13 protein-coding genes and 2 pseudogenes are annotated in these 13,540 nt (G+C 43.4%); 2 read left to right on the forward strand and 13 right to left on the reverse strand.

Going from position 1 to position 13,540, the window contains the following annotated elements; translation table 11 throughout:
• Positions 1–112: 112 nt before the first annotated feature.
• Both htpX and ADH49_RS08540 read right to left on the reverse strand, forming a co-directional pair.
• Positions 113–1,009, reverse strand: coding sequence for a zinc metalloprotease HtpX (htpX, locus tag ADH49_RS08535; protein ID WP_048691643.1), 897 nt, complete (start codon positions 1,007–1,009; stop codon positions 113–115).
• Between the two features lies 1 nt (position 1,010).
• Positions 1,011–1,571, reverse strand: a complete 561-nt coding sequence (locus ADH49_RS08540) for a LemA family protein (protein WP_003004967.1) — start codon at positions 1,569–1,571, stop codon at positions 1,011–1,013.
• Between the two features lie 71 nt (positions 1,572–1,642).
• Here ADH49_RS08540 and rsmG point away from each other — a divergent pair, with 71 nt between their 5' ends.
• Positions 1,643–2,356, forward strand: coding sequence for a 16S rRNA (guanine(527)-N(7))-methyltransferase RsmG (gene rsmG, locus ADH49_RS08545; RefSeq protein ID WP_048691646.1), 714 nt, complete (start codon positions 1,643–1,645; stop codon positions 2,354–2,356).
• Positions 2,357–2,385: 29 nt separating this feature from the next.
• On the opposite strand, the gene ADH49_RS08550 is transcribed toward rsmG, so the two are convergent.
• The 6 genes and pseudogenes from ADH49_RS08550 to ADH49_RS08570 all read right to left on the reverse strand — a co-directional run bounded on the left by ADH49_RS08550 (position 2,386) and on the right by ADH49_RS08570 (position 7,418).
• Positions 2,386–3,306: a carbohydrate kinase family protein gene (locus ADH49_RS08550; protein ID WP_048691649.1), complete on the reverse strand. Its 921-nt coding sequence runs from the start codon at positions 3,304–3,306 to the stop codon at positions 2,386–2,388.
• A gap of 72 nt (positions 3,307–3,378) precedes the next feature.
• On the reverse strand, positions 3,379–4,134 hold the full coding sequence (locus ADH49_RS08555; protein ID WP_048691652.1) for an SDR family oxidoreductase: 756 nt from the start codon (positions 4,132–4,134) through the stop codon (positions 3,379–3,381).
• Between the two features lie 4 nt (positions 4,135–4,138).
• Positions 4,139–4,969, reverse strand: coding sequence for an energy-coupling factor transporter transmembrane component T family protein (locus ADH49_RS08560; protein ID WP_048691654.1), 831 nt, complete (start codon positions 4,967–4,969; stop codon positions 4,139–4,141).
• Positions 4,962–5,765, reverse strand: a pseudogene (locus tag ADH49_RS10485) (energy-coupling factor ABC transporter ATP-binding protein); the annotation flags it as partial. The gene ADH49_RS08560 and the pseudogene ADH49_RS10485, both read right to left, overlap by 8 nt.
• Before the next feature lie 27 nt (positions 5,766–5,792).
• Positions 5,793–6,644 (reverse strand): annotated as a pseudogene (locus tag ADH49_RS10490) (DUF3744 domain-containing protein); the annotation flags it as partial.
• On the reverse strand, positions 6,645–7,418 hold the full coding sequence (locus tag ADH49_RS08570) for a nucleoside phosphorylase (RefSeq protein WP_048691659.1): 774 nt from the start codon (positions 7,416–7,418) through the stop codon (positions 6,645–6,647). It abuts the pseudogene before it with no gap.
• Between the two features lie 459 nt (positions 7,419–7,877).
• Between ADH49_RS08570 and ADH49_RS08575 the strand changes: the two genes are divergently transcribed.
• Positions 7,878–9,158, forward strand: a complete 1,281-nt coding sequence (locus ADH49_RS08575) for a uracil-xanthine permease family protein (RefSeq protein WP_009731544.1) — start codon at positions 7,878–7,880, stop codon at positions 9,156–9,158.
• Between the two features lie 306 nt (positions 9,159–9,464).
• Here the strand turns inward: ADH49_RS08575 and ADH49_RS08580 are convergent, their stop codons facing one another.
• From ADH49_RS08580 to ADH49_RS08600, 5 genes are all read right to left on the reverse strand, one after another.
• Positions 9,465–10,361, reverse strand: coding sequence for a DUF4299 family protein (locus ADH49_RS08580; protein ID WP_048691662.1), 897 nt, complete (start codon positions 10,359–10,361; stop codon positions 9,465–9,467).
• A 362-nt stretch (positions 10,362–10,723) separates the two neighbouring features.
• On the reverse strand, positions 10,724–11,707 hold the full coding sequence (locus tag ADH49_RS08585; protein WP_048691664.1) for a rhodanese-related sulfurtransferase: 984 nt from the start codon (positions 11,705–11,707) through the stop codon (positions 10,724–10,726).
• 440 nt (positions 11,708–12,147) lie between these two features.
• Complete coding sequence (locus ADH49_RS08590; protein ID WP_048691667.1) at positions 12,148–12,624, reverse strand: DUF6773 family protein; 477 nt, start codon at positions 12,622–12,624, stop codon at positions 12,148–12,150.
• Between the two features lie 28 nt (positions 12,625–12,652).
• The gene (locus tag ADH49_RS08595; protein WP_048691669.1) at positions 12,653–12,847 is read right to left on the reverse strand and encodes a helix-turn-helix transcriptional regulator; all 195 of its coding nucleotides are present in this window, start codon (positions 12,845–12,847) and stop codon (positions 12,653–12,655) included.
• Positions 12,848–12,986: 139 nt separating this feature from the next.
• Positions 12,987–13,538, reverse strand: coding sequence for an ECF-type riboflavin transporter substrate-binding protein (locus ADH49_RS08600; RefSeq protein ID WP_048691672.1), 552 nt, complete (start codon positions 13,536–13,538; stop codon positions 12,987–12,989).
• Positions 13,539–13,540 lie beyond the last annotated feature (2 nt).

The following is a 13,540-nucleotide window of genomic DNA, read 5'->3' on the forward strand; positions in this document are numbered from 1 at the left end:
GTCCAAAACTAAGTCATGGAACTTCTTCGAAGTTCGCTGACGTCCGTACTCACCTAAGGAAAGGTTCTAGATGATTGTGTCTTCAATCTGAATCCACTATTTGGTGGATTTTTTACATGTTTCTTAATCTTTCAACCCGCTCAGCAATGGGTGGGTGGGTATAAAAGAGCTTTTGAAAGCCGGATTCTTTTTTGGGATCGTTGATAAAGAGAGCACTACTTGCACTATCAACTTCTCGCTGCATGGGTGCACTATGATCCAGTTTCAAAAGAGCATTGATCATTCCTTGAGGATTCCGTGTCAATTCAACACTTGAGGCATCCGCTAGGAACTCTCGTTGACGAGAAATGGCTAACTGAACCAAAGTCGCCGCTAATGGAGCTAAAACGATGGCAATCAAGGAAAGGATCAGAATAATAATTTCTAAACCACTGCCTCCTTCTCGATCATCATCTCGTCTACGACCACCGCCCCACCACATCATCCGTCCTCCAATACTAGAGAGCATGGTGATGGCACTGGCAAGGGCAACCGCAATCGTGGAGATGCGGATATCGTAATTTCGAATATGGCTGACTTCGTGTCCGATGACTCCCTCCAATTCCTCACGGTTCATCACAGCCAGAAGACCTGTTGTCGCTGCAACGGCTGCATTTTGAGGATTGGATCCTGTCGCAAATGCATTCATCGAAGGATCATCTACAATATAAACTCGAGGCATAGGGATTTGAGCTACCATAGCCATATCTTGTACAATATGGTAGAGTTGAGGGGCTTGCTCTTCCGTTACCTCACGAGCCCCGTTCATCCGCATGACGACCTCGGTTGATTGGAAAATCATGCTAAAGGCATAAATCCCACCAATAATCAAAGCTAGGATGACGCCACCAAGTGAGGAGCCTAACCAGAGGTAGCCAACGGCCGCTCCGATGAGAGCCAAGAGTATGAAAAAAGCAATAAGGAGAATCCAGGTTCTCCTTTTATTGCTTGCAATTTGGTCAAAGAGCATATTAGTCTCCTAATCCGCTAAAGTCCACCTTTGGTACTGCTTTTTCTTCTTCAGGTACTTGAAGGAATTCGGCTTGTTTGAAGCCAAACATTCCAGCAATCACATTTGTTGGGAAAGTTTCCAACTTGACATTGTAGTTGCTAGTTACACTATTGTACAATTGACGAGCATAAGAAATTTTGTTTTCTGTGTTAGTCAATTCTTCTTGCAATTGCATGAAGTTGGTGTTAGCCTTCAAGTCTGGGTAGTTTTCAGCCACCGCAAAGATACCTGCCACTTGACGTGAAAGAGCATCACTGGCTGCCATTGCTTCTGCAGGTGAAGATGCTTGAGCTACTTGTTGGCGAAGTTGAGTTACTTTTGCTAGTGTATCTCCTTCGTACTTAGCATACCCTTTAACGGTTTCGATCAAGTTTGGAATCAAGTCATTCCGACGTTTCAATTGCACATCGATTTGACTCCAAGCTTCGCGAGTCTGCATCCGACTTTTTACCAAGCCGTTGTATACTCCAACAACTAATAATGCGAGGACCACTAGGACCCCAAGAATAATCCAAATCATTTTATTGAATTCCTTTCATTTCTTTAGTACCAGTATATCAAATTTCCCTTATTTTGTGGTAAAATTATCTTATGAAACCAGAAGAATTTTATGACCGTTTAGCCGACCTCGGCTTCCCACTAACTGATCGACAAAAAGAGCAATACGAACGCTATTTCGAGCTCCTCGTGGAATGGAATGAGAAAATTAATCTCACCGCTATCACCGATAAAGATGAAGTCTATCTCAAGCATTTTTATGATTCTATCGCACCCATTTTACAAGGTTTGATTGAAAACCAACCCATCCGTCTCTTGGATATCGGCGCTGGTGCTGGCTTTCCGAGTCTACCAATGAAGATCCTATTCCCTGAGCTAGATGTGACCATTATTGATTCCCTCAATAAGCGAATCAATTTCCTTCACTTGCTAGCTGAAGAGTTAGGCTTGAGCGGAGTTCATTTCTACCATGGACGAGCTGAGGACTTTGCACAAGACAAGGCCTTTCGTGCCCAATTTGATATCGTAACTGCCCGCGCCGTTGCCCGCATGCAAGTCTTGTCTGAACTGACCATTCCCTATCTGAAAGTAGGGGGACAGCTTCTTGCTCTCAAGGCTAGCAATGCTCCAGAAGAGTTGGATGAAGCCAAAAACGCCCTCAATCTGCTCTTTAGCAAGGTTGAAGACAATCTACAGTATGAATTGCCAAATGGGGATCCACGCTATATCACTCTTGTAGAAAAGAAAAAAGAAACCCCAAATAAATATCCAAGAAAAGCAGGCATGCCAAATAAGCGTCCGTTATAAGATGATACTAAAAAGAAGCTGACAGTTTGTCAGCTTCTTTTTGAATAAACTAATTTTTTTAACTCTTGCTCTAGGGTATGGTAGTAATGGCGCTCTAAATGAACTCCCTTGGTCGCCACAACCATACTTGCTAGATGGTTAGCAAAGGTTAGCGCTTCTTTCACATCTAGCCCTTGCAAAGATGCCACTAAAAAAGCCCCCAGATGACTGTCTCCTGCTCCTACGGTATCACGAACTTCTGTCGGAAATCCGACCACCTCGTAGAACCTACCATCGTATGCGATCGCTCCTTTTTCTCCCAAGGTGACGATGACTAACTGTCCCGTTCTTTGGTAGAGCTTCTTAGCTGCGTCAGCAATCTCTTCACAAGCTGAAAAAGCCTTGGCTTCTGCCTCATTGACATGAAGGATTGGATGCAAATCATAGATAGCTTCCAAACGCTCCTTAGGAATCAAGAGACCTCGAGGTCCTGGCGCAAAAATGACTTGGCCTTTGACTTTTGACACAGATTGAATCAGTTCCAATCCAGTCGGCTCTTCTACTTCAAGGCCACAGAGATAAATAAATTCGTAGCTTTCCTGCTCCAGAGACTGGAGCCATTCCTTCTGAAAACTATATTCTACTCCATGATCTGATAAAAAGGTTCGTTCACCATCCGACTCGATAAAGCAATAACAACAACCATTTGCCCCGGTTACTGAGATTGGAGTATGTATACCCAGCCTCTCGAGTTCTGCCTTGACAAAGTCCCCGTAGACACCCGTCCCCACTGGCGAGATGAAGTCAACATTTTGATCCAAAGCATGAAGTACGGAGACCACATTAAAGGCACACCCTCCAAGAGACCAAGTCTGCTCATGGATATGGGCGTCTCCTTCCCGACTCGGTAGTCGATTCAGATAGACCATAACATCACAAACAGTAGATCCAATCACTAAAGCTTTTGACATGGGTTTCCCCCTCCTATTCTCTATTCTCAACATGGAAAAATAACCAGCACCGGATCGTGCTGGTTAGTAAAACTAATCACCCCGATAGATCGGTTGCGGACCAAAGGTTTGGGAAACTGGCATGATTTCAATCCGGTTGACATTGAAATGCTTGGGTTGTTGGATGAGCCAAGCTACAGTGTTGGCAATGTCTTCAGACTGAATGGCTTGGGCGTCTCGATAGAGAGCCTCTACCCGTTTTTCATCCCCTTTAAAGCGAACCATCGAAAACTCGGTCCCTTCACAGAGACCTGGCTCAATGTTGGTCACCCGAATCTGTTTTCCAGCCAAGTCCGCACGCAGATTTAATGAAAACTGTTTAACGAAGGCCTTGGAAGCACCATAAACATTGGCCCCTGGATAAGGCACTGTCCCAGCAGTTGACCCCATATTGATGACATAACCATCATTTCGTTCCACCATCTGAGGCAAGATTTTCCTTGTCAGATAGGTCAAGCCGATAATATTGGTCTGAATCATGGTCAACCAATCTGCAACCTCTGCTTCATGAGCTGGAGCGAGGCCTAGGGCCAAGCCAGCATTATTGACCAAAACATCCACTCTCTCCCAAGCTTTTGGCAAACTAGCAAGTGCAAGATCCACCTGAGAAAGATCCGTCACATCCATTTGAAGGGGATAAAAAGCTTCTCCCAGCTCTTCTTGAAGAGCCTGTAATTTTTCAATGCGTCTAGCAGCACCAATCACGCGATGCCCATCGGTAACTAAGCGGCGGCAAATCGCTTGACCAAAGCCAGCAGATGCTCCCGTTACTAAAATTGTTTCTGCCATTTTCTTACCTCCAAGGATTATAGAAGCGACCTTTGTTTACCCAAATCAGGACGATACTCAAGACTACCATGAAGATTGACCCCAGGATAATCAAGCGATCACGAGTGGTCCTCTCCTGATAGGTGTACCAAGTTCGTTTTTTATTTTTACCAAAGCGGCGCAGTTCCATGGCCGTAGAGATCGTTTCAATCCGCTCCAAAGAACTAAAAATCAAGGGAGAAATCATCTGAAGATTTCCCTTCACCCGTTGGACAAAGTTGGCCTTTTTGGACAACTCCAAGCCTCTTGCTTCTTGCGAGAGCTTGATAATCTGGTATTCCTCCTGCACATCTGGAATATAGCGCAAGGTTAAGCTCACTGAGTAAGCAATCTTGTAGGACACCCCAATCTGGTTGAGACTCGAAGCAAACTGACTGGGATGGGTGGTCATCAAGAAAATGAGAGCTAAGGGAATGGTACACACATACTTCAAAGCTAGGTTGAAGAGATAAAATAACTCTTGGGCTGTAATACTATATGCCCCTAAACCATCTAGAAGAACTGTCTTTGCTCCATAGATTTCTACCCCATATTGAGGGGCAAAAAGATAGACCATCAAGACATTGAGTAGGGCAAAAGCTAAGGCAAAACTCAGAACAAAGGAGATGTCTTTCAAACGAATGCCTGAGGTTGCAAATAAGGCGAGGGCACCTATACCAATGACCAACAACAAGCGTGTATCGTAACTCAACATGGCAGCTAATGATACCAAGAGTAAGAAAAGAAGTTTGCTAGCGCCTGAAAGGCGATGCAGAAAACTGGTTCCGGCATGGTAGCCGACTAAGCGATTATTCATGACCTTCCCCCTTCTGATTCATATAAAACTGGGTCAAGGCAAGAGGATCGACACCAAGTCGATTTGCCAAGGCGAAAATAGACGTTTCTTTCAAATTAGCCCGCGTCAAAATTTCTGGTTGGGTCAAGAGCTCTGCCGGTGTCAAATCATCCAAAACCTGCCCATCCATGACCACGACTGCCCGGTCCGAATAATCCAGCATGAGCTGCATATCATGGGTAATCATGACAATAGTATGCCCTTTTTGATGGAGTTCATCAAGGAAATCCATAATTTCCGTATAGTTTCGTTGGTCCTGACCAGCCGTCGGCTCATCGAGGACGAGAACATCTGGTCCCAAGACAAGGATAGAGGCGATGGTCACCCGCTTTTTCTGGCCATAGGACAGAGCAGAAATCGGCCACTTACGAAATTCGTAGAGACCACAGGTCTTCAAGGCTTGATGGACACGACTTTCAATCTGGTCCTCTGGAACATTTCTCAAGCGAAGACCCAGAGCCACCTCATCAAAAATCATGTTGGTCGAGATCATCTGGTTGGGGTTTTGCAAGACATAGCCCACGCGCTCTGCCCGCTCCTTGACACTATCTCCCTTGATATCCTCTCCCTTTGAGAAATAGGTTCCTTCCGTCTGGATAAAGCCACAAATTGCCTTAGCAAGGGTTGATTTTCCAGCCCCATTTTTACCAACAATAGCTAATCGTTGGCCTTTTGGAATGGTTAAGGAAAGATCTTTTAGAATGGGCTGGCCTTCTCGATAGGCAAAGTTCAAATGACCAAGTTCTAGGATTGTCTCTGCCTCTACTCCTTTTTTAAAATGAGGAGTTGGGATATCCACTGACATATCCCCAAGTGGTAATTTTTCTACCTTGTCCAAGTGCGGTAGCTTGCTGATATCCTCGCCTAACTGGCGAAGAGTCGTTAAATAGAGGGGTTCACGAATCCCATTTTCTGCCAGCAGTGTCGTCCTCAACAACTCATCTGGGCTCCCATTAAAGAGGACTTGCCCTTGATTGATCAAGATGACCCGATCGATGGGACGGTAGAGTACATCCTCCAAACGGTGTTCAATGATAATGGTTGTCGTTCCCTGCTCTTCATGAATCTGATCAATCAGATCTATGATATCCTGACCCGATTTGGGATCTAGATTAGCTAGCGGCTCATCAAAGAGCAGGATCGGACTTTCGTCAATCAGGACACCCGCCAAGCTGACCCGTTGTTTTTGTCCACCGGATAAATCTTGAGGCCGATGGTCCAAGAGCTTGCTCAAATCTAAGCGCTCCGCCCAGGTATGGACCCGGGATTTCATGCTTTCCAGCTCCACCATATCGTTTTCAAGGGCAAAAGCTAAGTCTTCTGCAACACTGAGACCAATAAACTGACCATCTGTATCCTGCAAGACCGTACTGACCAAGTGAGATTTCTCATAAATACTGAGATCAAAGGCTTCTTTCCCCTGAATGAGGAATTGCCCACTACTGGTTCCCTTATAGATATTGGGGATAATCCCATTTAAGCACTGGCCAATGGTTGACTTGCCAGAACCAGATGGCCCAACAATCAGGACCTTTTCCCCCTTATAAATGGTTAAGTTGAGATTTTTCAAGGTTGGTTCAGACTGGGCCTTGTATTGGAAGGAAAAATCCTTCAGTTCAATCATTGCTTCTTTCATTTAGTTTGCCTTTTCCCATAAGAGCGCAAATTGGATGGCTAACTCCGCGATTCGATCCTTGCTATCTAAATCCTCATGACTAGATAAGGTTCGGATATCCCATTTTTCTTCCGAGAGGTGGTCTGCTGCATAGAAGAAATGGCAGAGCTCAAAGCCCCTATAAGCTGCTAAAGCTGCCACTGCCGAACATTCCATATCCACACAGATGGCTCCTGCTTCCATTCGTCTCTTCATCTTGTCGATGGTTTCCCGGTAGGGAGCATCTGTCGTCCACACTTTTCCTGACTGATAAGAAACCTTGTGACTATCCAGAAAAGCTTGGAAGAGAGGAAGACTTTCCTTATTCACTTCCACTTCATCACTCGCCGGAAGATAGTGGTAACTGGTCCCCTCGTCTCGAAGAGCAGCTGTTGGAATGATGATGGAGGTTGCTTCAATATCTCGATCCAAAACCCCACAAGTCCCAAAGAGAACGAGTTTCTCCATCCCAAATTGAATCAAATCCTCTATAATCCCCACACAGGAAGCAGCCCCAACTGGTGCATTAAAGACAGCAACCTGTTGGTCTCCAATCGTGATCCCATAGACTAGGACTTCAAAATTGGCCATGGAGGTTCTTGCAATGACCTCATGGTCATAATTCTCAAGGAGGCGTGCAAAAGTTACTCTTGAAAAGCAAGAGATGACTACTTTGGGAAATCCTTCAATGGGACCATGTAGGTCTTGTGGGTTGATAATCGCCTGTCGATTGGCATCAAATTCTTCTAACAGCATTTCGTGCACCTCTTTCATTCTACTTCTAGGCCCCTATTATACCACAAAATCGGCCTCTTTCCTTCTAACAAATGGGAAAGCAAGCTGACTTGTTTGCCTTTTGTAGTAGAAAATGATACCGAATCTCTCAAAAAGTAAAAGAAAATGAACCACTCAACCACTGCGTCGATCGTTAACCTCTTTCCTGATACAAAAATGAGAACTTCAATGATTCCCTCCTCGCTCTCTCGTTTCTAGGCTCGGGAAAAATTCGTTTACAAAATGAGCCTCGCTTTCTCGTTTTCGGGCTCGGGAAAAATTCGTTTACAAAACGAATTTTTTCTGCTATACTTCTTAGAAGCAAAGGTTTTTAATGTCATCCTGTGAGGTGACAAAGACACAGAATATGAATAATCTGAGGGCCCTTGCTATGCAAAAATATTCATGGGCTCTTTTTTGGTGCCCAAAAGTGAGGTTATTATGAAAGAAGAATCAACTGTTGATTTGCTCCTGGATGTCGACCAAAGTCCGGCACCCCTAAAAGGAATCTTATTAAGTTTCCAACACGTTTTCGCCATGTTTGGGGCAACCATCCTGGTACCACTCATCTTGGGCATGCCCGTATCCGTTGCCCTCTTTGCATCAGGGGTTGGGACACTGATTTATATGACTTGTACCGGCTTTAAAGTCCCTGTCTACCTCGGCTCTTCCTTCGCCTTCATCACAGCCATGGCTTTGGCAATGAAGGAAATGGGAGGAAAAGTCGATGCAGCCCAAACAGGGGTTATCCTGACCGGTCTGATCTACGTGCTAGTCGCTGCAGGGGTTAAAGTAGCAGGCACTCGCTGGATTGACAAATTGCTTCCTGCCGTTGTCATTGGACCTATGATTATCGTTATTGGTCTTGGACTTGCAGGATCCGCTGTTAAAAACGCCGGTTTTGTCGAAGGGGGAGATTGGAAAAATGCCCTTGTCGCTGTCGTAACCTTCCTGATTGCCGCCTTCATCAACACCAAAGGAAAAGGTTTCTTCAAAATCATTCCTTTCCTCTTTGCCATTATCGGTGGTTATGTCTTCGCAGTTTGCTTGGGCTTGGTGAACTTTGATCCGGTCCTCAAGGCTAACTGGTTTGAAATCCCTGGTTTCTATCTTCCTTTCAATACGGGTGGGGCCTTCAAACAATACAACTTATATTTCGGTCCTGAAACCATCGCCATCTTGCCAATCGCTATCGTAACTATTTCAGAACACATCGGTGACCATACCGTGCTTAGCCAAATCTGTGGCCGTCAATTCTTGAAACAACCAGGTCTTCACCGTACCCTTCTTGGTGACGGGATTGCAACATCTGTATCAGCCTTCCTTGGTGGTCCAGCCAATACCACTTACGGTGAAAATACAGGCGTTATTGGGATGACTCGCATCGCTTCTGTTTCCGTTATTCGAAATGCAGCCTTGATTGCTATTTCCTTGAGCTTCCTTGGTAAATTTACTGCTCTCATTTCTACCATTCCAAACTCTGTTCTCGGTGGTATGTCCATCTTGCTCTATGGGGTAATCGCAAGTAATGGTTTGAAAGTCTTGATCAAAGAACGCGTTGACTTCAGCTTGATGCGCAACTTGATTATTGCAAGTGCCATGTTGGTTCTTGGACTTGGTGGAGCAATTCTGAAACTTGGTCCAGTGACCCTATCAGGAACAGCCCTCTCCGCTATGACAGGAATCATCCTTAACTTGATCTTGCCACATGAATCAAACTAAAAGAAAAAGTTCTCAACACTGAGAACTTTTTGAATGTAGACAAACTACTTTTTTACATAAAACAGCTAGATAATTTTCATAAAATAATTTATATTTTTTAGTCATTTAAGAATATAGAAAACTTTCCGCTGTGAGAAAAGTGCCTGAATCACAGTTATTTCAGGCACTCGGAATTATTGAGACCTTAGGCTCAATAATTAGTCATGGAACTTCGTAGAAGTTCGCTGACGTCCGCTCTCACCTAAGGAAAGTTTTTAAAATTACTTTGTCTTCAATCTGAAACAGTTCAAATGAACTGTTTTTTTATTAGAGTTGGGCTAATTGCAACAAGCGTTCTTTGGACAATTTTTTAATTTCAATTTGATTAGCATCCAACAATTCAAATTCACTCGAGTCCAAAGCATCCAGTAGGGCTTCTAAATTCACAGCCGCCACCGGCTTATAACTCTCTGGCATATCAGGATTTCCAATGATTTCCACTAGGTTCACTTTCCAGTCGATGACTTCATCCATATTGACCTTCTCTACAAACTCAGCAGGTGCAAAAGGCACTCGTGGCAAGACGGTATCCGTATCTTCTGTTAGACTGTAACTGCCAATAATGCCTCCTGTTTCGTTCTGACGGTAGAAACGAACCTGACTAAAGAAGGCGGAGCTGTATTGTACCTTTTTAACCACTTGACTGAACTCCTCTAAAGGTTGAGCGGAGTCTAGGATTTTACGAAGGAGCTCACGATCTAAAATTACAGGATGAGCAAATCCCTGAAGCTGATATTGATGAAGGTCTGGATCTTTTTCTAGATTCTGTAGATTCTTCAGCAAATGGTTCTCATAATCAAAAGAGAAAATAGAATCTGCGTCATAGCTGGTTCCCAAATTATCGTGGATCTCATTTCCTAACTGGCGAGCTAGGGCACTGAGCCATTCCAAGATGAGTCGCCAATCTTCAAGGGTGGCAAAATCTGCAAGGATGAACTGATAAGCATGATCTTGATCCAGATAACGAAGGATGACGGGCAAGCAGCTCTTGCCATAGCGGATACACATCATGGCTGGAAAATCTTTGAGAGAGCGACCAAGCAGGGCTTCCTCAAAACTGTAGGTAAGAACTCCTTCCACCAAATTCAATACATCTTTAGCTGGCATCACTTTTTGATAGCCAAACATACTCTTTTTATTTCGAATTGAAAACACAACGGACATTTGTTTTCTCCTTTTTGTAATCGCTTACCAAATTATAGCACAAATTTTCATGACTTTCCATAGAAAAAAACAGCCGAAAGGTTGTTTTTGAATGTAGACAAACTATTGTACTACATTAAACAGCTAGATGACTTTCAAAACATGACTTATATTTTTTTGTCATTAAAGAAGATGAAAAACTTTCCGCTGTGAGAAAAAGTGCTTGAACCACTGTGGTTCAAGCACTCGGGAGTTTTGAAACCTTAGGTTCAAAACTAAGTCATGGAACTTCGTAGAAGTTCGCTGACGTCCGTGCTCACCTAAGGGAAGTTTTTCAAAAGACTTTGTCTTCAATCTGAAACAGCCAAAAGGCTGTTTTTAGCTTATGCAAGAGTTCCATCAAGCGTCTCACCGATAACAGCCAAACGCTCAGCAACCTCTGCTTGTGACAAGTTGTGTTCTTCTACATAGCGATTGCGTGGATGAACACGGCACTCATGTGAGCAACCACGGAGGTACTTGTTTTCATTTTCTTCTGAAGTCAAGATGCGACGGTTACAGAAAGGATTTCCACAGTTGACATAGCGTTCACATGGTGTTCCATCAAACCAGTCTTTTCCGACAACGCTTGGATCGACATGGTTGATATCGACAGCAATCCGCTCGTCAAAGACGTACATTTTACCATCCCACAGCTCTCCTTGAACTTCTGGGTCTTTTCCGTAGGTTGCAATTCCGCCGTGCAATTGACCGACATCTTTGTAGCCTTCACGCACCATCCAGCCTGAGAATTTCTCACAACGAACGCCACCTGTACAGTAAACTACGACACGCTTGTCCATGAATTTTTCCTTGTTATCACGGACCCATTGTGGCAACTCACGGAAATTGCGGATATCTGGACGAATAGCGCCACGGAAATGGCCAAGGTCATACTCATAGTCGTTACGAGTATCAAGGACAACTGTATCCTCGTCTAGAAGAGCTTCTTTAAATTCTTTTGGAGACAAGTAAGCACCTGTCGTTTCAAGGGGATTGATATCGTTATCGAAGTTATCATCCTCTAATCCAAGGTGGACAATCTCTTTCTTATAACGTACAAACATTTTCTTGAAGGCTTGCTCTTCTTCCTCATCAATCTTGAACCAGAGGTCTTCCATACCTGGAAGGCTGTGAACATAGTCCATGTATTTTTGCGTCGTTTCGTAATCACCAGAAACGGTTCCGTTGATTCCTTCGTCAGCGACTAGGATGCGGCCCTTGAGCCCGATTGATTTACAGAAAGCCAAGTGGTCAGCCGCAAATTGTTCTGCGTTTTCGATAGGAACATATTTATAGTAAAGTAAAACTCGAATATCTTTTGACATAAGATTGATTCTCTTTTCTAAGATTAAATTATCAGAATTTTTCATTCAACTATACCAGTATACTCCCCCAAGAAAGCGAATGCAATTTATTTGACTGAAAAATAAAAGCCTGGGGTTCCAGACTTTAGAAGATAGACAAACTATTTTAAAGTAAAATAAGTTAAGCGATTCTGCAAAGAAATAAAAATGAGTTCCAATTTTTAAATCGATTCAAAAAATACCAAAACTTTCCGCTGTGAGAAAAGTGCCTGAAACAATAACGTTTCAGGCACTCGGAATTATTGAGACCATAGGCTCAATAATTAGTCTTGGAACTTCGAAGAAGTTCGCTGACGTCCGTACTCACCTAAGGAAAGTTTTTAATATGACTTTGTCTTCAATCTGAAGCCTGGGGTTCCAGACTTTTATTCAAATTTCTAAACAACTTTTAAGCAATCTCCTTAATCCTCTAACTCTGCCTCAATCTTCTTTTGTTTTTTCCGATTGATAAGAGCAAGTGGTTTCTCTAACAGATAAGTCAAAAGGGCAAAGACTAAAATAGCAAGAACGATTTTGAGCAGATACTTGGGACTGAACATAAAGCTCATCGTTTCGTGCTTCCCAATCACATCCGTTGCGATCACAAATAAGGAAAATAAGACGCCTGCCCCGATGCGGCTGAACCAGCTATCTTTTTCTAACATATCTCGAATGTCGATCCCTGAGCTAATCCTTCTCACAAAGACATAAACTCCCATGACAATCAAGAGAATAAGTTCGGGCATATAGGCTACTAGAGCTAAGTCAAGAATACTAGCTTTCACAAAGGCAGATAAGGCGATAAAGCAGGTCATTCCTAGAACAAGTTCCCCTGCAATTTTTCCATCAAGCAGCATGGTCCGTTCATCTTTTACAATTGGTTCTTTCTTTTGTTTCATATGTTTCCTCTTTCTATTGTTAAAACTGTTACTCCCAGAACAGTTGATCCAGCGTCTTATCCAAGGTCTTACAAATGGCTAGGCAGAGGCTGAGGGTTGGATTGTACTTCCCTGCCTCGATCAGGCCAATGGTCTGACGTGTCACCCCGATGGCATCTGCAAGATCCCCCTGGGTCATATCATGCTCGACCCGGGCCATTTTTAATTTGAGATTTTTCGTCACATGCTTTTCCTTTCTTGTTTTTATAACTCTATTATACACTATATTTTCTATTTTGCAACATATATTTTGCATTTTGTAAAAAATATTTTTGGTAAACAAAAAAAGCCTGGTTTCCCAGACTTTATCTTCTTATTTATGATTAGTCTTTAGACAAACTTCCATCTTTTGTTTGAGTCCGTGCATAAGCAATCAAGAGAAGAGAACCTGCAATAGCTACAACTAAAGCATTGACAGAACCTGCTACAACACCTTGTAGGAAGACCTTGTTTGCACTTTCTTTGTAGATCATCACATCCCCAATCGGAGCAATCAATCCCCAAATAAGCAAGTTGGCAATGACTTGTACGACGTTAAAGACGATCAATTCTTTCTTGGTCACTTCTCCTTTTAGGTTACCGATTTGCTTGCGGAAGATACCAACAAAGAGTCCAAACAAGCCACTAGAAATGATCCAAGTCCACCAGAGGCCATAAGTCATCGCATCTTTAATGGCATGTCCGATAAAGCCCATTAAGAAACCAACAATCGGACCAAAGATCACACTAAAGAGGGCTTGAAGAGCGTATTGCAACTGAATGTTGGTATTTGGAGCTGGCGCTGGAATTGGGATCATCGCAATGACCACAAAGAGGGCCGCTCCAACCCCGATGGCTACAACATCCTTAATTGTAAAAGCTTGTTTTTGTTTCATAT

The organism is Streptococcus sp. 400_SSPC (assembly GCF_001072745.1).
In the GTDB taxonomy this organism is placed as follows: domain Bacteria; phylum Bacillota; class Bacilli; order Lactobacillales; family Streptococcaceae; genus Streptococcus; species Streptococcus xiaochunlingii.